We start from the raw sequence: 21196 nt of genomic DNA, 5'->3' as shown, positions 1-21196 counted from the left end.
ACGCCGCCTTTCGGCAGCAAGCAGGTCGCATAAAGGAGACCTAGATGAACAACTCCGATTCATTCCTGAACGGCTTTTCGCTGACGCGCCGCCATATGCTGGGCGCGATGGCGCTCGGCGCCTTGTCGGCCGCATTACCGTTCAATGCTTTTGCTCAGGCGGCAGCCGCGGGCTCTTCGACGGCACAGGCGATCGCCGACCATTTTTCGAGCGTCGGCACCATGCAGGGCGAGTTCGTGCAGTTCGGTCCGCGTGGCGAACAGACAGGCGGCAAGTTCTTCATCGAACGGCCCGGCAAGCTGCGCTTCAACTACGACGACCCGTCGCCGATCCGGGTGATCGCCGACGGCAAGAATGTCGCGATCGGCAATCTGAAGCTCAAGACCTGGAACCTCTATCCGCTGTCGAAGACGCCGCTCAGCCTGCTGCTGGCACAGAAGATCAATCTCAGCGATGGTTCGGTGAAGAGCGTCAAGGAAGAGTCGGACCTGACGACGATCGCGCTTGGTAACAACACCGTTTTCGGCAATTCGACGATCACCATGATGTTCGATCCGAAGACTTACGACCTTCGCCAGTGGACGATCACCGACAACCAGGGCAAGGACACCTCGGTCATGGTGTTCAACGTAAAGACCGGCGTGCAGTTCGACGACAAGGTGTTTCGGGTGCCTTACGAAAGCATTCCTGGGACGGCCGCCTCGCGCGATTGACCCCGCCGATCTCATCCCATTGAAGCAACGCCCGGCTTTGTCCGGGCGTTTTCTTTTGCCGCCCGTTTCCTCCGGCGCGGCTTTGCTCTAAAGCCTTTTCACCCCTCGATGAAAGGCATTGGCATGAGCTTCTCGATCACGACCTGGAACATCAATTCCGTCCGTCTCCGGATGCCGATCGTCGAGAAATTCCTGCTCAAGCATCAGCCCGACATTCTCTGTATGCAGGAGACAAAGGTTCCGAACGAACTCTTCCCGCTCGCGCCACTGAAGGCGATGGGCTACGAGCACATCCTGTTTCACGGCCAGAAGGGCTATCATGGCGTGGCGATCGCATCGCGGCTGCCGATCGTCGAAGATCACCGCTTCGACTACGGCGATGTCGGCCATGCGCGGCATATCTCGGGTATTTTCGAGCGCGGCGGGCGCCGTATCCGGCTGCATAATTTCTATGTGCCGGCAGGCGGCGACGAGCCTGACATCGCGATCAATCCGAAATTCGCCCACAAGCTCAATTTCGTCGATGAGATGAAGCTGCTGAAGGCCAATGCCGAGCCCAACACGTCCTCGATCCTGGTCGGCGATCTCAATATCGCTCCTCTGGAGCACGACGTCTGGTCGCACAAGCAGCTCCTGAAGATCGTCAGCCATACGCCTGTTGAGACCGAGGGGCTGCTCGAGGTCATCAAGCGCGGTGCTTGGCTCGATCTGATGCGCCAGCATGTGCCTGCCAATGAGAAGCTCTATACGTGGTGGAGCTACCGCGCCAAGGATTGGGAAGCGGCCGACAAGGGCCGCCGCCTCGACCACATCTGGTCTTCATCCGATCTCGGGCCGCTGCTGCAGCGTGTCGAGATCCTCAAGGAAGCGCGCGGATGGGAAAAGCCATCCGACCACGTTCCCGTGACGGCCTACTTCAATCTCTGATCAGGAAAAGCGGTGGAGCTGCGCCGTGGCGCGCGCAGCAAGCTCCGCGATATTGTCGCGGATACGGTTTTCGATGAGTTTGGCGGCTTCCGGATATTCCTCGATGAGGCGATGAAAAAGCGCGCGGGTGATGCGGATGATGCCGGTATCCTCGCGGGCGACCGCGGTATATTTGCGCTCCACCAGCGTCACCAGCGCAAGTTCGGAAAGCAGTGTTCCGGGTCCGGCGACACGCTGCACCCGATGATGCCCATCCTTGTCCATTACGGTGAGCTCCAAAGCGCCGCTGGTGACCACATAGGCGCTCTCCGCTGGAGAGCCCTCGCGGAACAGCATCTGGCCGGTGGAGATGACGCGGCGATCGGCGCCGAAGGCGACCAGGCGGAGCTGGTCGTCGGACATGCCGTTGAAGAGCGGCAGCTGCGAGAGCGTGTGGATGTCGTCTGTCAGCGCCATCTGCGCATCTGCCTCACGGTATGATCTTGTATCCGCCGTTCTCGGTGACGAGGATTTCGGCATTGGACGGGTCGCGCTCGATCTTCTGGCGCAGGCGATAGACGTGGGTTTCCAGCGTATGCGTGGTGACGCCGGAATTGTAGCCCCAGACCTCTTCGAGCAGAACGTCGCGGGTCACGACCTTCTGTTCGGCGCGATAGAGATAGCGGATGATCGCCGCTTCCTTTTCCGTCAGCCGGATCTTCTGGCCGTTTTCAGCGGTCAGCAGCTTCTGGCTGGGCTTGAAGAGATATGGACCGACAGTAAAGGTCGCGTCTTCGCTCTGCTCGTGCTGGCGCAGCTGCACGCGGATGCGGGCGAGGAGGACGGCGAAGCGGAAGGGCTTTGTCACGTAATCGTTGGCGCCGGCCTCAAGACCGAGAATGGTGTCGGAATCGGTGTCGTGCCCGGTCAGCATGATGATCGGCGCCTTGAAGCCACCCTTGCGCAGCAGCTTGACGGCTTCGCGGCCGTCCATGTCAGGCAGGCCGACGTCCATGATCAGAAGGTCGATGGGTGCTCCACGGGCAGCCTGCACGCCTTTGCCGGCGGTCGATTCCTGGAGAACCGTGAATTCCTCATAGAGCGCGAGCTGCTCCGTCAGGGTTTCGCGGAGGTCGTCATCGTCATCCACCAGTAGAATGGTGCGTGCGGTCATGCGGCTTTGTTCCTCAGGTTCCGTCTTACAAGTCCTACGCCAAATTCGATGATTGGCAAAGAGCGCAAGACACGCGGTTGCAGCGCCCGGATCGATATGATTTCATCGAACATCTAAGCAAAACAAAAACATGTGACAATAATGGAAAAAACAAGGCAGAGAGCGGCAAAGCGTATCTGCACCATCCTTGTGAGGCCTCAACCGGGAAAAAAGAGCCGGGCGCTGGTGCAGTGCGGGCCTATTGTTGTGCCTGCAGCGATCGGCCGGACGGGCCGCAGCATCTTGAAGCGCGAGGGGGATGGGGCAACGCCGGTGGCCTCGATGAAGCTGCTGTACGGCTTCCGGCGCGGCGAGCGCCCACAGCGGATCACGACGCCGCTTGCGCTTTCGCGCATCCGTGCCGGCATGCTCTGGTGCGATCAGGCCGAGAACGCCAACTATAACCGCCTGGTCAAGGCGCCCTTCAAGCAGAGCCATGAGGAACTGAAGCGCAAGGACGGCCTTTACGACGTCTGCCTCGTCATGGATTGGAACGTGTCTTCGAGGGCGCGCTATCGCGGCTCGGCGATCTTCTTCCACCTGATCCGCCCCGGCTACCAGCCGACGGACGGGTGCGTCGCCGTCAAGCCGCAGGACATGCGCCGCATGCTGCCCCACATGCGTAAAGGGACAGTCGTCAAGGTTCTCTGAATCTCAAGGGGTGATAATTCTTCGCCGCCGTCCTATATGGCTTCTCGACGTCGCGCTGCCTCGGGCGCGCCGGCTTTCAAATTGACGGAGACATATTGTGGCCAATCAACCCATCATTACTTTCCATGACGGACATTCCATTCCGCAGGTCGGCCTGGGCGTCTGGCAGACGCCGCAGGATATCGCCGCGCCAACAGTGCTGAAGGCGCTGCAGGCCGGTTACCGCCATATCGACACGGCGTCCGGCTATGACAACGAACAGGGCGTTGGCGAAGGCCTCCGCTCCTCCGGTCTCGACCGCAAGGACGTTTTCATCACCACCAAGCTGCGCAACCCTGATCAGGGTTATGACAATACGCTTCGCGCCTTCGACGGCAGCCTGAAGAAGCTCGGCATGGACTATGTCGATCTCTATCTCGTCCACTGGCCATCGCCGCATCGCGGCCTCTATCGCGAGACCTGGAAGGCCTTCGTGAAGATCAAGGAAGAGGGCCGGGCGCGCTCGATCGGCGTGTCGAACTTCTATCCGGATCATCTGGAGCACATCATCGGCGATACCGGCGTCGTGCCCGTGATCAACCAGATCGAGCTGCATCCTGATTTCCAGCAGAAGGCGGCGCAGGAGGCGCATAAGAAGCTCAACATCGTGACGGAATCCTGGAGCCCGCTCGGGCAGGGCAAGTTCATCGCCAATGCCGTCATCGGTGAGATCGCCAAGAAGCATGGCAAGACGCCGGCGCAGGTGATCATCCGCTGGCATATCGATACCGGACTGGTGGTAATTCCAAAATCGGTAACGCCGTCTCGCATCGAAGAGAATTTCAATGTCTTCGATTTCAAGCTGGATGCAGAGGATATGGCTGCGATCGCCAAGCTTGACGACAATGGCTCCCGGATGGGGCCGGATCCGTACACGGCGACATTCTGATATCGGCAGAAACAAGAAGGGCGGCCCGAGGCCGCCCTTTTCATTTTATGCAGTTAGACGCTCAGTTCCACTCGCGGATATCGACGAAGTGACCGGCAATCGCAGCGGCTGCTGCCATGGCGGGCGAGACGAGATGGGTGCGGCCCTTGAAGCCCTGGCGGCCCTCGAAGTTGCGGTTGGAGGTCGAGGCGCAACGCTCGCCCGGCTTCAGGCGGTCGTCGTTCATCGCGAGGCACATCGAGCAGCCCGGCTCGCGCCAGTCGAAGCCGGCCGCCTTGAAGATCTTGTCGAGGCCTTCCTTCTCCGCCTGTTCTTTCACCAGACCGGAGCCCGGGACGATCATGGCGCTGACAGTGGAGGCAACGGTCTTGCCTTCGACGACCTTGGCAACTTCGCGCAGGTCTTCGATGCGGCCGTTGGTGCAGGAGCCGATGAAGACGCGGTCGATGTTGATGTCGGTGATCGGCGTACCGGGCTTCAGGCCCATATAGTCAAGCGCGCGCCACTTGGAGGTGCGCTTGGTCTCGTCCTTGATATCGTCGGGGTTCGGAACGATGCCCTGAACCGAGATGACGTCTTCAGGAGAGGAGCCCCAGGAAACGATCGGCGGCAGTTCTGCGGCGTTGAGCTTGACGATGCGATCGAAATGGGCGCCTTCGTCGGTCTTCAGCGTCTTCCAGTAGGCGATCGCCTGTTCGCGCTCGGCACCCTTCGGCGCACGCGGCTTGTCCTTCAGGTATTCGAAGGTGATCTCGTCAGGCGCAATCAGGCCGGCGCGCGCGCCGCCTTCGATCGACATGTTGCAGATCGTCATGCGGCCTTCCATCGACAGCGCGCGGATGGCTTCACCGGCATATTCGATGACGTAGCCGGTACCGCCGGCCGTGCCGATTTCGCCGATGATGGCGAGAACGATGTCCTTGGCGGTGACGCCCGGCGGCAGCTGGCCGTCGACCTGCACCAGCATGTTCTTCGCCTTCTTCTGGATCAGCGTCTGGGTGGCGAGAACGTGCTCGACCTCAGAGGTGCCGATACCATGGGCGAGCGAGCCGAAGGCGCCGTGGGTCGAAGTGTGGCTGTCGCCGCAGACGATCGTCATGCCCGGCAGGGTGAAGCCCTGTTCCGGACCGATGATGTGGACGATGCCCTGGCGCTTGTCGTTCTCCGAGTAATACTCGACGTTGAACTCGGCGGCATTGATCGCCAGCTGCTCGACCTGGATGCGGCTTTCCTCGTTCTTGATGCCGAGGTGGCGATCGGGAGAGGTCGGAACGTTGTGATCGACCACCGCCAGCGTCTTCTCCGGCGCACGAACCTTGCGGTTCGTCATGCGCAGGCCTTCGAAAGCCTGCGGGGAGGTGACTTCGTGGACCAGATGGCGGTCGATGTAGAGAAGACAGGTGCCGTCGGCCTGTTCGTCAACCAGGTGATCGTCCCAGATCTTGTCGTAAAGGGTACGCGGTGCGCTCATAGCGGTATGTCCGTTTTTGGATGCAATGGAAAAAGGGAAATGGCGGCAAGGCCCGCCGGCCGTCATTCGATCAACGAAGTCGGCTGTTGAGAGCGCCCGAAACGCACGCAAAGAACCGCGCCGGCAGGCGATAATGGTCCTGCAGCACGAAAATATGCGCGCCTGTGCACTTGAACTTGCTTTCCATGAGGCTGGATATAGCGATTTTTCTCATAAACGGCAATTCGAATCGTCAGGACTATCGCCCGTGCCTGCGGCGCATCCGCTGCTCCACTTGCCTGAGGCCCAGCGACAGGCCGATCGTCAGGATCAGGTAGATATAGGTGACGATCGAGTAGGTCTCGAAGAAGCGGAAGGAGCCGGACGCGTAGACCTTGCCCATCTGCGTGATGTCGGAGACGCCGAGCACGGAGACCAGGGAGGAGTCTTTCACCATCGAGACGAAATCGTTGGAGAGCGGCGGGAAGATGACGCGGATCGCCTGCGGAAAGATGACGAGCCGGAAGCGGTGATAGCGCGACAGGCCGAGGGCCTTGGCGGCTTCGATCTGGCCGTGATCGACGGACTGGATACCGGCGCGGAAGACTTCGGCGATGAAGGAGGAGTAGCCGATCATCAGCGCGATGATCGCCCGCCACATCAGCGACAGGTCGCGAACGAGAATGGGTTCGGCGATGCCCGATTTTACCAGCGGTGTGATCAGGAAATTATAGGCAGCGACAATGCCGGGCGCACCGACGAAGGCGACATAGAACAGCAGCACCAGCATGGGGATACCGCGGATGATCTCGATATAGAAACGCGAGATCTGCCGCAGCACCTTGCTGTCGGACAGCCCGAGGAGTGCGATTCCAAGGCCGAGGATCGTTGCCAGCACAAAGGCGACGATGGTGACGAAAACAGTGATCCAGACGCCGTTGAAGACGGTCTGGAAGACCTGCGCATAAATGCCGTTGGTGACAATGACGATGGCGAGGATGATGCCGATAATGGCAAGGGCGACCAGCCACCAGGGATAGTCGCCCTTCTCGGATCGCGGGGATGGGTGTGGCGCCATCTGCGATGATCCAGAATTACTGGCCCATCTTGTAGTCGAGGAACCACTTCTTGTTCAGCGCGTCGAGCGTGCCGTCGGCCTTGAGGCTGGCAATGGCGGCGTTCACAGGGGCAACGAGGTCGGAGCCCTTCGGGAAGATGAAGCCGAAGTCCTCGGTGCCGAGCGGGCCGCCGATGACCTTGAGCGTGCCGTTCGACGCGTCGACATAGCCCTTGGCGGCGACACCGTCGGTCAGCACCGTATCGACGTCACCGGTCTTCAGGGCCTGAACGGTGGCGCCGAAGGTTTCGAAGAGCTTGATGCGCGGGTTCTGCTCGTTGCCGTCGAGGATTTCGTAGACGGCGGTATAGAAGGGCGAGGTGCCCGGCTGGGCGCCGACCAGGCCATCCTTGAAGGCGCCGAAGGTCTTGCCGTCGGTGAAGCGGTTTTCATCGGCGCGAACAAGCATGAACTGCTGCGAGCGCATGTAGGGGTCGGAGAAATCGACCTTCGCCTTGCGGTCGTCCTTGATGGTGATGCCGGTCATGCCGATGTTGTACTGGTTGTCGGAGACCGCCTGGATCATCGCGTCCCAGCTGGTGTTCTGGTACTCGACCTTGAAATTCAGCCGCTTGGCGATCTCGTTCATCGCATCATATTCCCAGCCGATCTGCTTGCCGGATTTCGGATCGACGAACTGCAGCGGGGGATAGGCGTTCTCGGTCACGACCACGACCGACTTGCCGCCGAGATCGGGCAGGCTTTCCGCAACAGCGGCGAGCGGCGAAAGAGAAAGGGCCGCGAGGCCCGCGAGAATGGTGCGGCGGAAAAGCATGCTGAAAATCCCCGGTAAAATGTGGCTGGCGGAAACTGTCATAGAAGAGAAGGCGATGGCAAGAGCGGCCAGTGCGCGCCTGCGGCTCTAAAACAGAAAAGGCGGCCCGAAGACCGCCTTTTCATGCAAGAATTTTGCGCTGGGCAGAACTTATTCTGCTGCAGGCTCAGCAGCGGCTGCTGCTTCTGCAGCTGCCTTTGCTTCAGCGGCTTCGGTCGCTGCCTTTTCGGCGGCGAGAGCCTGTGCTGCTGCAACCTTTTCAGCTTCCAGACGTGCCTTTTCCTCGGCAACGGCGGCGCGCTCGGCGTCGTTGAGCTTGCGGGCGCGAACGCCGGTGTCTTCAACGATACGGGCAGACTTACCGCGACGGTCGCGCAGGTAGTAGAGCTTGGCGCGACGGACCTTACCGCGGCGAACGATTTCGACGCTTTCGATCATCGGCGAGTAAACCGGGAATACGCGCTCGACGCCTTCGCCGTAGGAAATCTTGCGGACCGTGAAGTTTTCCTGCAGGCCGCCGCCGGAGCGGGCGATGCAAACGCCTTCGTAGGCCTGGACGCGGGTACGCGTGCCTTCCGTGACCTTCACGTTGACGCGGACGGTGTCGCCCGGGGAGAATTCAGGTAGGGTGCGCTTGGCTTCGATCTTGGCGACCTGTTCGGCCTCAAGCTGCTGAATGATGTTCATGACTCAACCTCTTTGTTGGTTCAACAGCCAGAGCGCTCTACGATCTATCTTTGGCGAAGCCTCGGATATATGCCGGTGAAGGCAGGAGCGAATTCGTCTGCTTTTCTTTACGTGGTTGATGGGATTTTTTCCCATTCCGGGCGTGCGCATACCCTATCGCGCAGGCTTTGTCACCCCTCCCGCTCTGAAAAACCACAATGATCATCGGTCTCGTATGCCTGCCGCCGGATGCTCCACGCAATCAAGGCAGCGAGTTCCCTGATTAAATATTTGTCGAATGCCTAATTTAGGAGCAGATTCTGATTCGGGCCAAATCATGACCCGTGGGAATTTGGAGGGGAATGAATGTCGATAAGCAATCCATCGCCTTCGTTGTATAACGAGGACTTGGCGCCTGCAGAAGAGAGGAAATGGGGCGCCTTCAGTATTTTCAACGTCTGGACGTCTGACGTCCATAGTCTTTGGGGTTATTACCTCGCCGCAAGTCTTTTCCTGCTGTGCGGCAGCTTCATCAATTTCGTGATTGCGATCGGTATCGGTTCGCTGGTCATCTTCTGCCTGATGAGCCTTGTCGGCAATGCCGGCGTCAAGACGGGCGTACCTTTCCCAGTTCTCGCCCGTGCTTCCTTTGGCACCTTCGGCGCCAACCTCCCGGCGCTGGTGCGCGCCGTCGTTGCCTGCTTCTGGTATGGCGCGCAGACGGCGGCGGCTTCGGGTGCGATCGTTGCACTCCTTATCCGCAACGACAGCATTCTCGCCTTCCACCAGAACAGCCATATGCTCGGTCATTCGACGCTGGAGCTGATCTGCTATGTGATCATCTGGGCGTTGCAGCTGCTGATCATCCAGCGCGGCATGGAAACCGTCCGCAAGTTTCAGGATTGGGCCGGGCCTGCGGTCTGGATCATGATGCTGGTGCTTGCCGTCTATCTCGTCGTCAAGGCGGGGACCTTCTCCTTTGGTAGCGAGATCCCGCGCGATGTTCTGCTTGAGAAGACCAAGGATGCCGGCGTTCCCGGTGAACCCGGATCGTTCCCGGCGCTGGCCGCCGTTGCCGCGACATGGATCACCTATTTCGCAGCGCTCTATCTGAACTTCTGCGACTTCTCGCGCTATGCCAAGGACACCAAGACCCTGCGCAAAGGCAACCTCTGGGGTCTGCCGATCAATCTCCTCGCCTTCTGCCTCGTGGCGGGTGTGACGACGACGGCGGCTTTCACCGTCTATGGTGAGGTGCTGCTGCATCCGGAAGCGATTTCTGCGAAATTCGACAGCTGGTTCCTGGCGCTGCTGGCGGCTCTGACCTTTGCAGTCGCGACGCTCGGCATCAACGTCGTTGCCAACTTCGTGTCTCCGGCCTTCGACTTCTCGAACGTCTTCCCGCGGCAGATCAGCTTCAAGCGTGGCGGCTACATTGCGGCTCTGATCGCACTGGTGCTCTATCCCTTCGCGCCCTGGGAGACGGGTGCGGCGCATTTCGTCAACTTCATCGGCTCGACGATGGGGCCGATCTTCGGGGTGATGATGGTGGACTACTATCTGATCCGGAAGGGCGAGCTGAATGTCGCGGCACTCTACCGCGAAGACGGCGAATTCCGCTTCCAGAACGGCTGGCATGCGAATGCCTTTATCGCATTCATCGTCGGCGTGGTCTTTTCGTCGATCCTGCCGACCTTCACATCGATCCTGCCGGATTGGTGGGGTACCTATGGCTGGTTCTTCGGCGTCGGCATTGGCGGCCTGGTCTATTACGTGCTGAGGATGAGCACGCGCGGCTCTGCCGTCGGCGCCGCCACCTGACAAATGAGGCGCCTGGTCTTCCGGGCGCTTATTCTTCCAAGAGGTCGGGCCGTCGCTTCCTGGTCAGGGCGACGGCCTGTTCATGCCGCCACTTCTCGATGGCGCCGTGATTGCCCGAGGTCAGGATTGCCGGGATCTCGCGGCCTTCCCATTCCTGCGGACGGGTATAATGCGGATGCTCCAGCAAGCCGCCTTCGAAGCTCTCATGCAGGCCCGAGAGATCGTTGCCCATAACGCCGGGCAAGATGCGGATGATGGCGTCGAGAAGCGTCAGCGCCGCCGGTTCGCCGCCTGAGAGCACATAGTCGCCGATCGAGACTTCCTCGAGCTGGCGCGCCTCGATCACCCGCTGGTCCACACCTTCGAAACGTCCGCAGACGATGATCACGCCTTCGCCAGCGGCGAGTTCGCGCACGCGCTGCTGCGTTAGGGGCTTGCCGCGCGGGCTCATCAGCAGGCGCGGGCGATTGTCGTTTTCGGAGGTCTGATCGATGGCGCGGGCGAGCACATCCGGCTTCAGCACCATTCCGGCGCCGCCGCCAGCGGGGGTGTCGTCGACGGTGCGGTGCTTGTCGGCGGTGAAATCGCGGATCTGCACGGCATCGAGCGACCACTGCCCGCGCTCCATCGCCTTGCCTGACAGCGAGAAGCCAAGATGGCCCGGAAACATCTCCGGATAGAGGGTGAGCACGCTTGCCCGGAAGGCCATGGCTTACTTCTTTTTCTTCGGCTTGCCGGTGGCGAGCTTGGAGATGTCTTCCGGATCGTCGATCAGGCCGGCTGCCATCGGGTCGATGCGGATCGTGCCGCCTTCGAGGTCGATCTCCAGCACCGAAGCTTCGGAGAAGGGGATCAGCACCGGACGCTTGCCCGGGCCTTTCAGTTCCAGCAGGTCGCCGGCGCCGAAATCGAAAACGCCCGTGATCGTGCCATAGCTGACGCCCTTGTCGTCGAGCGCCTCAAGGCCCTCGAGATCGGCATAATAGAACTCGTCCTCTTCCAGTTCGTCGTCCGGAAGATTGTCGCGTTCCATATAGAGCTCGAGGCCGTTCAGCGCCTCGGCGGCGTTGCGGTCGTTGATGCCGCGGAAGCGGACGACGACCATGTTCTTCATTTCGCGCAGCTCGAGAATCTCGAAGACGCGGCCATCGAGGCTGTGCAGGTGGCCGTAATCGCCGAGTGCCGTCGGGTCGGCCGTATAAGGCTTGACACGAACTTCCCCGCGGATGCCCTGCGCGCCGCCTATGGTGCCCATCAGCACGGGGTTCTCAAGCTTTGTCATGGTGTCCTTCATCCGAAGTCTGCATCGATCCGCGTTCAAGCCTCTCATAAACGAAGTGCGCCGGAATGAAAACGAAAACGGGCGGCATGTCGCCATGCCGCCCGTTCGAAACAAAATCCTTGCGGATTATTCTGCGGAAGCTGCAGCTTCGGCGGCGTCAGCAATCTTCTGAGCCTTCTCAGCAGCGCGCTCCTGAGCCTTCTTGCCCGGCTTTGCCTTTTCCGGGTTGTTCTTGGTGTCGCGCTTGGCGAGACCAGCTTCGTTCAGGAAGCGCAGAACGCGGTCGGTCGGCTGTGCGCCCTGATCGAGCCAATGCTTGATGCGGTCGTTATCGAGCTTGATGCGCGCGTCGTTGTCCTTGGCGAGCATCGGGTTCCAGGAACCGAGGTTCTCCAGGAAGCGGCCGTCGCGCGGCGAACGGGCGTCAGCGAGAACGATGTGGTAGTACGGGCGCTTCTTGGAACCACCGCGTGCGAGACGAATTTTCAGTGCCATGTCATTTACTCCTTAGGCTTTTCTTGACCGCTTCGTAGGGCGGCAGGTTCATTTTGCTGCGGCGTGGTCCGCAGCGATCTGCTCATGATGCCGGATGACTTCCTTGATGATGAAGTTCAAGAACTTCTCGGCGAAATCCGGATCCAGATTGGCATCCTTGGCCAGGCGGCGAAGGCGTTCGATCTGGTATTCTTCGCGCGCCGGATCGGCCGGCGGCAGCTGGTACTTGGCCTTGAGAACGCCGACCTCTTTGGTGCAGCGGAAGCGTTCGGCCAGAATGTGGACGAGTGCCGCGTCGATATTGTCAATCGACTGGCGGTAGCTCGAAAGCTGGGCTTTGATTTCAGGATCAATCATCGTTCAGGCGACCCTTTCACTTCTTCTTGGGCAAACCGGGAAGCCCCGGGAAACCACCACCGAGACCCGGCAGCTTGGCGCCACCCAGGCCCGGAAGTCCGCCGAGGCCCGGCATGCCGCCGCCCGGCTTTCCAAGACCCGCCGCTTCAGCCTGCTTCTGGAGCGCTTCCAGCTGCTTCGGGTCGATGTTCGAGAGGTCGGGCATGCCGCCCATTCCGCCACCCATGCCGCCAAGACCCATCTTGCCGGCGAGGCCGCCCATCATCTGCTTCATCAGGCCGCCTTTGCCCTTGCCGCCCATCATCTTCATCATGTCCGCCATCTGGCGGTGCATCTTCAGAAGCTTGTTGATGTCGGAGGCATCGGTGCCGGAGCCGGCGGCGATACGCTTCTTGCGCGAATGCTTCAGCATATCGGGGTTGGCGCGCTCGGCCTTGGTCATCGACGAGATGATGGCGAGCTGGCGGCCGAACAGGCTGTCGTTGAGGCCGGCCGACGCCATCTTGTCCTTCATGCCCGACATGCCGGGCATCATCGACATGATGCCGCCCATGCCGCCCATCTTCTGCATCTGGCGCAGCTGGTCGGCAAGGTCGTTCAGGTCGAACTTGCCCTTGGCCATCTTGGCAGCCATGGCGGCTGCCTTTTCGGCATCGATGTTTTCGGCAGCGCGCTCGACCAGCGAGATGATGTCGCCCATGCCGAGGATGCGGTCGGCGATACGGCGCGGGTGGAACTCTTCCAGCTCGCCCATGCGCTCGCCGACACCGATGAGCTTGATCGGCTTGCCGGTGACAGCGCGCATCGAAAGGGCGGCACCGCCGCGGCCATCGCCGTCCATGCGGGTCAGGACAAGGCCGGTAATACCGACGCGCTCGTCGAAATTGCGGGCGAGGTTGACGGCATCCTGACCGGTCAGCGAATCCGCGACCAGCAGGATTTCATGTGGGTTCGACTTCTTCTTGATGTCGGCCATTTCGACCATCAAGGGCTCGTCGATATGCGTGCGGCCGGCGGTGTCGAGAATGACGACGTCGTGGCCACCAAGCTTGGCGGCCTGAACGGCGCGGGCGGCAATATCAGTCGGCGACTGGCCAGCGATCACAGGCAGCGTATCGACGCCGGTCTGGACGCCGAGCTGGCGCAGCTGTTCCTGGGCGGCGGGACGGCGCGTATCCAGCGACGCCATCAGCACCTTTTTCTTGTCGCGGTCGGTGAGCCGCTTGGCGATCTTGGCCGAGGTCGTCGTCTTGCCGGAGCCCTGCAGGCCGACCATCATGATGACGACGGGGGCAACGGCATGAAGATCGACGCCCACGCCCTCGCCGCCGAGCATCTCGATCAGCTCGTCATGGACAATCTTGACGACCATCTGGCCGGGCTTGATCGACTTCAGAATTTCGGCGCCGACAGCCTTTTCGCGAACACGGTCGGTGAAGCCACGGACGACTTCGAGCGAAACGTCGGCTTCCAGAAGGGCACGGCGAACCTCGCGCAGCGCAGCGGAAACATCGGCTTCCGAAAGCGCGCCACGGCCTGTCAGTCCATTGAGAATGGATCCAAGACGGTCCTGGAGGTTTTCAAACATAGGCTCTTCCTTGTGTTTCCGGATATGCCGGAAACCTCGTGCTTTTCCTTGACGAAAACAAGACGCAAAGCCAAAAAGCACCCGAGGGCGCATCGCGCTGTCGGGTGTGGACCTCCGGGATCAAGTCCCGGTCGGCGGCTCGGAGTCATGTCGCTCGTCGCAGAATTGAGGCGCGGTAAACAGGAAAGCGGCCGGAAAGTCAAGCCAGAGCAGCCAAATTCGCGCTTCCGGTCCTTCTCAAATCGCCTGCGCCTTCCCAAATGCATCCTCCCGCCACGAGAGTCCATCTGCCCATGCCCGACGCCAAGATGCGCAATGCCTATTACCAGGGGCCGGTCTCCGACCATTTCGATGGCGTCCATTTTTTCAATCCTGATGGGATCGAGCCGCTCGGTTTTCGCGATTTGATGCGCTGGCAGTTCGGCGGCGGGCGTTTTCGCTGGCCGAAGGCGGTGCAGAGCCCGTTTCCGTCCGCCAAGCCCGTAGAACGCGTCAGCGGCGAGGATTTGCGGGTGACCATGGTTGGCCACGCGACGATGCTGATCCAGGTTTCCGGGCTGAATATATTGACGGATCCTGTCTGGTCGGATCGCGCCAGCCCCTTCTCCTTCGCCGGCCCGCGCCGCGTTTCGCCACCCGGCATTCGCTTCGAGGATCTGCCGCCGATCGATATCGTGCTCGTCTCGCACAATCACTATGATCATCTCGATGTCAGGACGCTGAGGCGGCTGCATGAGGAGCATGGCCCGCATTTCGTGACGCCGCTCGGCAATGATACGATCATCCATCGTGCGATCCCCGAGACGAAGATCTCCGATATGGATTGGGGCGACCGGCTTTCCTATTGGGATGGGGTCACCATCGATGCCGAGCCCTGCCATCACTGGTCGGCGCGCGGCACGCGCGACCGGCGCATGGCGCTCTGGGCAGCCTTCGTCATCTCGACGCCGGCAGGCAAAATCTACCATGTCGGCGATACCGGCTTTCACGATGGCATCAACTACCGTGCTGTCCGCGAAAAGCATGGTGGCTTCCGGCTGGCGATCCTGCCGTTCGGCGCTTACGAGCCGCGCTGGTTCATGAAGGGGCAGCATCAAAATCCGGAGGAGGCGGTGGAGGGCATGGAGCTCGCCAATGCCGCCTATGTGGCAGGGCACCACTTCGCGACGTTCCAGCTGACGAACGAGGCAATCGATGCGCCAGTCGAGGCGCTGGAGACCGCGCTTGCGGCGCGCGGCATGGCGCCTGGCCGTTTCCGGCCGCTGAGGGCAGGGGAAGTGTTCGACGTTCCCAAGGCTTGAGCTATCGGCGGCCTACTGGTAATTCCCCCGCATTTCCGCCATATACAGGCCGAAAGCAATGGAAGCAGCAGCAATGAGCACAACGGTCGAATTCGCGAAGATGAACGGGCTTGGAAACAAGATCCTGGTTGTCGATATGCGTGGACGTCCGGATGCCGTGACGCCCGCTGCGGCGATTGCGCTGAACGCCGATCCGGCAACGCAGTTCGATCAGATCATGGCGATCCATGATCCGAAGGCTCAGGGTACGGACGCTTGGATCGATATCCTGAATTCCGACGGCTCGAAGGCCCAGGCCTGCGGCAACGGCACGCGCTGTGTCGTGCAGGCACTCGCTGCCGAGACCGGCAAGAAGGTCTTCACCTTCCAGACCGTCGCCGGGATCCTCAATGCCGTCGAGCAGGCTGATGGGACGATTTCGGTCGATATGGGCAAGCCCGTTTTCGAATGGGACAAGATCCCGCTTGCCGAAGAATTCTACGATACGAGCCGTATAGAGTTGCAGATCGGGCCGATCGACAATCCGGTGCTGCATTCGCCGTCGGTTGCCTCGATGGGCAATCCGCATGCGATCTTCTGGGTCGACAAGGACGTGATGTCCTTCGATCTAGGCCGATTCGGGCCGCTGCTCGAAAACCACCCGATGTTCCCTGAAAAGGCGAATATCACACTGGCTGAGGTCACCTCGCCGTCTTCGATCACCACCCGGACGTGGGAACGCGGCGCCGGTCTGACGCTTGCCTGCGGTTCGGCGGCCTGCGCCACTGCCGTCTCCGCCGCCCGCACCGGCCGCACCGGCCGCGATGTGACCATCAAGGTTGCGAGCAGCCCGAACGCGGGATCGCTCTCCATCGAATGGCGCGAGCGCGACGACCACGTCATCATGACCGGCCCGGCCGAATGGGAATGGTCGGGCATGGTCGATCCCAAGACAGGCAGCTGGGCACGCGATGCGGAGCAGGGAGCCGAGGCGCGGTGAGCGGTGTCGAGGTCATCACCTTCGGCTGCCGTCTCAATACCTACGAATCCGAAGTGATGCGGGCGGAGGCCGAGAAGGCCGGGCTCAACAATGCCATCCTCGTCAATACCTGCGCCGTCACCGGCGAGGCCGTGCGCCAGGCCCGCCAGGCGATCCGCCGTGCGCGGCGCGATAATCCGCATGCCCGCATCATCGTGACCGGCTGCGCGGCGCAGACGGAGAAGCAGACTTTTGCCGAGATGGCCGAGGTCGATGCTGTCCTCGGAAATGAAGAAAAGCTGAAGAGCGCCTCCTATCGCGCGCTGCCGGATTTCGGCGTCAAGGCGGAAGAGAAGCTGCGCGTCAACGACATCATGAGCGTCAAGGCGACGGCGCCGCAGATGGTCAAGCACATCGACGGCCATGTTCGCGCTTTCATCCAGGTGCAGAATGGCTGCGATCACCGCTGTACCTTCTGCATCATCCCCTATGGCCGCGGAAACTCGCGTTCGGTGCCGATGGGAGCTGTCGTCGATCAGGCCCGCAATCTGGTCGAGGGCGGCTACAGCGAGATCGTGCTGACCGGTGTCGATGCGACCAGCTATGGCGCCGATCTGCCAGGGCAGCCGACGCTTGGAATGCTGGCCAAGACGCTGTTGAAGCAGATCCCCGAAATCCGCCGTCTCAGGCTGTCGTCGATCGACAGCATCGAGGCTGACAATCACCTCTTCGACCTTATCGCTGATGAACCGCGCTTTATGCCGCATCTGCATCTGTCGCTGCAGCATGGTGACGACATGATCCTGAAGCGCATGAAGCGGCGGCACAGCCGCGCCGATGCGCTCGACTTTGTCGCTCAGGTGCGGCGCCTGCGGCCGGACATGGCTTTTGGCGCAGATATGATCGCTGGTTTCCCGACGGAAACCGAGGAGATGTTCGCCAATGCCGCCAGCCTCGCGGAGGAGGCTGATATCGCGCATCTGCACGTTTTCCCATACAGCCCGCGCCCCGGAACGCCCGCTGCCCGCATGCCGCAGCTTGATCGTTCGCTGATCAAGGACCGCGCTGCGCGGCTGCGCGCCACTGGACAGACGCTGCATCGCTCCCATCTGGACAGAATGGTTGGAACGCGGCAGTGGCTGCTGGTGGAAAACAACGGTCTGGCGCATACGGAAAATTTCACGCTTGCCGCCGCTCCCGGCCTTCGCCCGCGTTCTCTGCTGCAGGCCGAGATCACCGGCCACAACGGCAAGCACCTCGACATGCAATTGACGGCGGCGGAAGCCGCCTGAGTTTACGGAATTCAAATGGCGCTCAGTTTCATCAAAAAGGTCTTCACCTTCGGCAAGCCGCTTGAGGAGGCAAAGCCGCAGGAGGCTGTGCCCGCGATCGAGCCGGTGAAGGACGAGCTGCCGGTTACGGCCGACCCGGTGCTGGCGGAAGAGGTGGATACGGCCGGTGGGCCGGTTGCCGATGTTGCGGAGGCCGAGCCGGTCGCGCCAGCGGAGGAAGAGCCGGCGATCTTGCAGGATGCCGAGCAGCTGGGTGATATCGGTGTCGTGCCGCTGTCGCTGTTGCAGGCGGAAGCTGAGGCTGAGATCGCGGCTCCGGCTGAAGACCAGATCGCGCCCCCTGCGAAAACACCCCCCTCTGTCCCTCAGGGACATCTCCCCCTCAAGCAGGGAGATCAGGTGGAACTTGAGGCGGTTGCTGGTGCCAGCATAGCGCCCGAAGAGCCTATTGATATCGAGCCGGAAACTGCAGCGGTCTCTGCTCAGGATGAAATAGCTCCAGAAGCGAGCGAGCGCCCCCAGCCGATCTCCCCCCCTGAGGGCGAGATGCCCGGCAGGGCAGAGGGGGGTACCCCACCCGCCGACCTCGAAGAACCGTCACCCACGGCGGCCGAGGCACCACCAGCCGAGCCGCTCATCCTGCCCAAGGGTTTTGCCACCGGCACTGCCGCCTCCGAACCCGAACCACTCGTCCCGCAACCCAAGCTCACCTGGTTCCAGCGCCTGCGCGCCGGTCTTGCCCGTACCTCCTCACAGCTCACCGGCCAGATCGCCGCGCTCTTCACCAAGCGCAAGCTCGATGACGAAACGCTGCAGGACCTCGAAGACCTGCTGATCCAGGCCGACCTTGGCGTCGAGACGGCGATGCGCGTCACCGATACGCTGGCGTCCGAGCGCTACGGCAAGGATGTAACAGGCGAAGACGTCAGCCGCATTATGGCGAGCGAGATCGCCAAGGTGCTGAAGCCGGTCGCCAAGCCGCTGCAGCTCGATCTCAGCCACAAGCCGCATGTCATTCTCGTCGTCGGCGTTAATGGCACCGGCAAGACGACGACGATCGGCAAGCTGGCGGCCAAGCTCTCAGGCGCCGGGCTGAAGGTGATGGTTGCCGCCGGCGATACGTTCCGTGCCGCTGCTATCGAGCAGCTGAAGATCTGGGCCGATCGCACCAAGTCGGAATTCATCGGCACCAAGCTTGGCGCCGATGCCGCCGGTCTTGCCTATGATGCTTTCGAGCAGGCCAAGGCGAAGAAATGCGACGTGCTGATCATCGATACCGCCGGACGCTTGCAGAACAAGGCCGAGCTGATGGCCGAGCTTGAGAAGATCGTGCGCGTGCTCGGCAAGCTCGATCCCGATGCGCCGCACACCGTTTTGCAGACGCTGGACGCGACAACAGGCCAGAACGCCCTCAACCAGGTGGAAATCTTCCGCAATGTCGCCGGCGTCAACGGCCTGATCATGACCAAGCTCGACGGCACGGCGCGCGGCGGTATCCTCGTGGCGATCTCCGCCAAGCACAAGCTGCCTGTTTATTTCATCGGCGTCGGTGAGGGTGTGGACGATCTGGAGCCATTCGAGGCCGAGGATTTTGCCCATGCCATTGCCGGTCTCGGGCAATGATGCCACAGATATGACGAGAAGGGCGCGCATGCCGCGCCTGACAAACGAATAGGTTCGACGCACGCATGACCACCGAAAGCGATATCACGCCCTCTTCCGCCGACCGGCATCACCCGATGCTGAAGCTGGCGCTCGAGCTCGGCCCGCTGCTGATCTTCTTCTTCGCCAATCTTCGCGGCCAGTGGCTGGTCGACCGGTTTCCTGCTCTGAGCGAGCTTGGCGGCCCGCTGTTCGTCGCCACCGGCCTTTTCATGGCGGCGACCGTCATTTCCCTGGTTGCCTCGAAGATCATCCTCGGCCATCTGCCGATCATGCCTTTCGTCTCGGGCATCGTCGTCCTGATCTTCGGCTCGCTGTCGATCTATCTGCAGAACGAAACCTTCATCAAGATGAAGCCGACGATCGTCAACGCGCTGTTTGGTGTGGCGCTCTTGGGCGGCCTTGCCTTCGGCAAGTCGCTGCTCGGCTATGTCTTCAACGCCGCCTTTCAGCTCGATGCTGAGGGATGGCGCAAGCTGACGCTGCGGTGGGGCATCTTCTTCCTGTTTCTGGCCGTGCTCAATGAAGTCGTATGGCGGAATTTCTCCGATGACTTCTGGATCGCCTTCAAGGTCTGGGGCACGATGCCGATCACGATCATCTTCACCATGGCGCAGATGCCGCTGATCCTGAAACATACGGTGCAGCCTGCCGGAGAAACCGACAAGTGAGCTTCGACGGCACGGCTGAGCGGACGAAACATCAAAACTTCTGGTTCATCGCTTGCATTGGCGTGCTTCTGGCGCAGATTGTGGCCGAATATTTCATGGGCCGCACGCCGATCTGCACCTGCGGCTACGTCAAGCTCTGGGAAGGCACCGTCAATTCTAGTGGCAATTCCCAGCATCTGTCCGACTGGTACACGCCGTCGCATATCATCCACGGCTTCCTGTTCTACGGGCTGGCGCATCTCGTGCTGCGCAACAAGCCCATCGGCGCGAAACTGCTGCTGGCGCTGGTGATCGAATCCAGCTGGGAACTGCTCGAGAATTCGCCGATCATCATCGACCGCTATCGGGCCGCGACGATCTCGCTCGATTACTACGGCGACAGCATTCTGAATTCGGCGATGGACGCGGTCTTCATGGTCGTCGGTTTCTTCTTCGCCGCGCGTGCGCCGGTTGCCCTGACGGTGGCGATCGCCATCTTCTTCGAGATTTTTACCGGCTACATGATCCGGGACAACCTGACGCTCAATGTCTTGATGCTGGTCTGGCCGGTCGAGGCCGTGAAGGCCTGGCAGAGTGCGGTTTAGGACGCCGGTTTTCCCAGCACCTTCTCCATCGCCGGAAACAGTCCTTCCTTCATGCTGATCTCATCGAAGGGGCCGACGCGCTTATAGAGGATCGTGCCGTCGGGGCCGACGAGATAGCTTTCCGGGACGCCATAGACACCCCAGTCGATCGCTGCCTTGCCGTTCGGATCGACGCCGATGGCGTTGAAGGGGTTGCCGAGTTCGCCCAGAAACTGGAGCGCGTTCGCACTCTTGTCCTTGTAGTTGATGGCGACAATGTTCAGCCTGCCGTCGGCGGCCAGCTGCTTCAGGATCGGATGCTCCTGGCGGCAGGGGATGCACCAGGAGGCGAAGACGTTGACGAGCGTCAGCTTGCCCTTCACCGCCGCATCGGTGAGTCCCGGAAGGTTCGAGCCTTCAAGCGGGGCGAGGTTCAGCGATGGTGCCTTGGTGCCGAGCAGCGCCGAGGGGATTTCGGAAATGTCCTTGCCGTGGAAATCCTGGTCGTAGAGCATTTTTCCGGCGGTGGCGGCGATGCCGCCGAAGACCACGAGCGGAATCAATGCCACGACATAGCGGCTGAGGCCGCGGCGGGCTGCCGGCTGGGTTTCGGGGGCGCTCATTCGCCACCCTTCGGCCGTGCCGAGCGGCGGCGGATGCCGGATGCTTCCAGAGCGGCGAGTTCCTTCTGACGGGCGCGGCCATCGGCCCAGATCCAGAGGGTGACGGCTATGGTGATCACGGCAGCAAAGCCGTAGGCGCTATAGACGTAGAAAGCGTGAGACAT

At 61.1% G+C, this 21196-nt stretch carries 24 protein-coding genes; 11 read left to right on the top strand and 13 right to left on the bottom strand.

Going from position 1 to position 21196, the window contains the following annotated elements; translation table 11 throughout:
- Positions 1-44: 44 nt before the first annotated feature.
- Positions 45-713 (top strand): outer membrane lipoprotein carrier protein LolA, encoded by a 669-nt coding sequence (locus J2X43_RS19495; protein ID WP_112385854.1) that lies wholly within the window; start codon positions 45-47, stop codon positions 711-713.
- Between the two features lie 123 nt (positions 714-836).
- Positions 837-1640 (top strand): exodeoxyribonuclease III, encoded by an 804-nt coding sequence (locus J2X43_RS19490; RefSeq protein WP_310296395.1) that lies wholly within the window; start codon positions 837-839, stop codon positions 1638-1640.
- Here the strand turns inward: J2X43_RS19490 and J2X43_RS19485 are convergent, their stop codons facing one another.
- Both J2X43_RS19485 and J2X43_RS19480 read right to left on the bottom strand, forming a co-directional pair.
- Positions 1641-2096, bottom strand: coding sequence for a cyclic nucleotide-binding domain-containing protein (locus J2X43_RS19485; RefSeq protein ID WP_310296393.1), 456 nt, complete (start codon positions 2094-2096; stop codon positions 1641-1643).
- A gap of 13 nt (positions 2097-2109) precedes the next feature.
- On the bottom strand, positions 2110-2793 hold the full coding sequence (locus J2X43_RS19480; RefSeq protein WP_112385851.1) for a response regulator transcription factor: 684 nt from the start codon (positions 2791-2793) through the stop codon (positions 2110-2112).
- A 141-nt stretch (positions 2794-2934) separates the two neighbouring features.
- On the opposite strand from J2X43_RS19480, the gene J2X43_RS19475 reads away from it, so the two are divergent.
- Together J2X43_RS19475 and J2X43_RS19470 are read left to right on the top strand one after the other, a co-directional pair.
- Entirely contained in the window at positions 2935-3483 is a 549-nt protein-coding gene (locus tag J2X43_RS19475) for a L,D-transpeptidase family protein (RefSeq protein ID WP_310296391.1), read from the top strand.
- 97 nt (positions 3484-3580) lie between these two features.
- Positions 3581-4411 carry an aldo/keto reductase gene (locus J2X43_RS19470; RefSeq protein ID WP_310296389.1) on the top strand — a complete coding sequence of 277 codons (831 nt, stop codon included), beginning with the start codon at positions 3581-3583 and terminating at the stop codon, positions 4409-4411.
- A 61-nt stretch (positions 4412-4472) separates the two neighbouring features.
- On the opposite strand, the gene leuC is transcribed toward J2X43_RS19470, so the two are convergent.
- The 4 genes from leuC to rplS form a co-directional block, all read right to left on the bottom strand.
- Positions 4473-5882, bottom strand: coding sequence for a 3-isopropylmalate dehydratase large subunit (leuC, locus tag J2X43_RS19465; RefSeq protein WP_112385849.1), 1410 nt, complete (start codon positions 5880-5882; stop codon positions 4473-4475).
- A gap of 238 nt (positions 5883-6120) precedes the next feature.
- Entirely contained in the window at positions 6121-6939 is an 819-nt protein-coding gene (locus J2X43_RS19460) for an amino acid ABC transporter permease (RefSeq protein ID WP_112385847.1), read from the bottom strand.
- Positions 6940-6955: 16 nt separating this feature from the next.
- A complete protein-coding gene (locus tag J2X43_RS19455) occupies positions 6956-7753 on the bottom strand; it encodes a transporter substrate-binding domain-containing protein (RefSeq protein ID WP_112385846.1) in 798 nt (265 codons plus the stop codon).
- Between the two features lie 150 nt (positions 7754-7903).
- Entirely contained in the window at positions 7904-8440 is a 537-nt protein-coding gene (gene rplS, locus J2X43_RS19450) for a 50S ribosomal protein L19 (RefSeq protein WP_310296387.1), read from the bottom strand.
- Positions 8441-8785: 345 nt separating this feature from the next.
- On the opposite strand from rplS, the gene J2X43_RS19445 reads away from it, so the two are divergent.
- A complete protein-coding gene (locus J2X43_RS19445) occupies positions 8786-10240 on the top strand; it encodes an NCS1 family nucleobase:cation symporter-1 (protein WP_112385844.1) in 1455 nt (484 codons plus the stop codon).
- Between the two features lie 28 nt (positions 10241-10268).
- On the opposite strand, the gene trmD is transcribed toward J2X43_RS19445, so the two are convergent.
- The 5 genes from trmD to ffh all read right to left on the bottom strand — a co-directional run bounded on the left by trmD (position 10269) and on the right by ffh (position 13962).
- On the bottom strand, positions 10269-10949 hold the full coding sequence (gene trmD, locus J2X43_RS19440; protein WP_310296385.1) for a tRNA (guanosine(37)-N1)-methyltransferase TrmD: 681 nt from the start codon (positions 10947-10949) through the stop codon (positions 10269-10271).
- A gap of 3 nt (positions 10950-10952) precedes the next feature.
- Positions 10953-11522: a ribosome maturation factor RimM gene (gene rimM / locus J2X43_RS19435; RefSeq protein WP_112386059.1), complete on the bottom strand. Its 570-nt coding sequence runs from the start codon at positions 11520-11522 to the stop codon at positions 10953-10955.
- Between the two features lie 126 nt (positions 11523-11648).
- Positions 11649-12017, bottom strand: a complete 369-nt coding sequence (gene rpsP / locus J2X43_RS19430) for a 30S ribosomal protein S16 (RefSeq protein WP_112385842.1) — start codon at positions 12015-12017, stop codon at positions 11649-11651.
- Between the two features lie 48 nt (positions 12018-12065).
- Complete coding sequence (locus J2X43_RS19425; protein ID WP_112385841.1) at positions 12066-12374, bottom strand: chorismate mutase; 309 nt, start codon at positions 12372-12374, stop codon at positions 12066-12068.
- Between the two features lie 16 nt (positions 12375-12390).
- On the bottom strand, positions 12391-13962 hold the full coding sequence (ffh, locus tag J2X43_RS19420; protein WP_112517792.1) for a signal recognition particle protein: 1572 nt from the start codon (positions 13960-13962) through the stop codon (positions 12391-12393).
- A 293-nt stretch (positions 13963-14255) separates the two neighbouring features.
- On the opposite strand from ffh, the gene J2X43_RS19415 reads away from it, so the two are divergent.
- The 6 genes from J2X43_RS19415 (at position 14256) to J2X43_RS19390 (ending at position 20430) form a co-directional block, all read left to right on the top strand.
- Positions 14256-15263, top strand: a complete 1008-nt coding sequence (locus tag J2X43_RS19415; RefSeq protein ID WP_405049622.1) for an MBL fold metallo-hydrolase — start codon at positions 14256-14258, stop codon at positions 15261-15263.
- 73 nt (positions 15264-15336) lie between these two features.
- On the top strand, positions 15337-16242 hold the full coding sequence (dapF, locus tag J2X43_RS19410) for a diaminopimelate epimerase (RefSeq protein ID WP_310296381.1): 906 nt from the start codon (positions 15337-15339) through the stop codon (positions 16240-16242).
- Entirely contained in the window at positions 16239-17513 is a 1275-nt protein-coding gene (gene mtaB / locus J2X43_RS19405) for a tRNA (N(6)-L-threonylcarbamoyladenosine(37)-C(2))-methylthiotransferase MtaB (RefSeq protein ID WP_310296378.1), read from the top strand. The genes dapF and mtaB overlap by 4 nt, the downstream gene beginning before the upstream one ends.
- 15 nt (positions 17514-17528) lie before the next feature.
- On the top strand, positions 17529-19136 hold the full coding sequence (gene ftsY / locus J2X43_RS19400; protein WP_310296376.1) for a signal recognition particle-docking protein FtsY: 1608 nt from the start codon (positions 17529-17531) through the stop codon (positions 19134-19136).
- A 65-nt stretch (positions 19137-19201) separates the two neighbouring features.
- Positions 19202-19846: a septation protein A gene (locus J2X43_RS19395; RefSeq protein ID WP_310296374.1), complete on the top strand. Its 645-nt coding sequence runs from the start codon at positions 19202-19204 to the stop codon at positions 19844-19846.
- Positions 19843-20430: a DUF2585 domain-containing protein gene (locus J2X43_RS19390; protein WP_310296372.1), complete on the top strand. Its 588-nt coding sequence runs from the start codon at positions 19843-19845 to the stop codon at positions 20428-20430. Before J2X43_RS19395 ends, J2X43_RS19390 begins: the two co-directional genes overlap by 4 nt.
- Here J2X43_RS19390 and J2X43_RS19385 read toward each other — a convergent pair.
- Together J2X43_RS19385 and ccmD are read right to left on the bottom strand one after the other, a co-directional pair.
- Entirely contained in the window at positions 20427-21032 is a 606-nt protein-coding gene (locus tag J2X43_RS19385) for a DsbE family thiol:disulfide interchange protein (protein WP_310296370.1), read from the bottom strand. The two genes, J2X43_RS19390 and J2X43_RS19385, sit on opposite strands and share 4 nt — an antisense overlap.
- Positions 21029-21196: a heme exporter protein CcmD gene (gene ccmD / locus J2X43_RS19380; RefSeq protein WP_310296368.1), complete on the bottom strand. Its 168-nt coding sequence runs from the start codon at positions 21194-21196 to the stop codon at positions 21029-21031. The genes J2X43_RS19385 and ccmD overlap by 4 nt, the downstream gene beginning before the upstream one ends.

It is taken from the genome of Rhizobium sp. BE258 (assembly GCF_031457345.1).
GTDB lineage: Bacteria > Pseudomonadota > Alphaproteobacteria > Rhizobiales > Rhizobiaceae > Rhizobium.
Note: the sequence above shows the minus strand (reverse complement) of the source record. Positions and strands in the feature narration are given on the sequence as shown.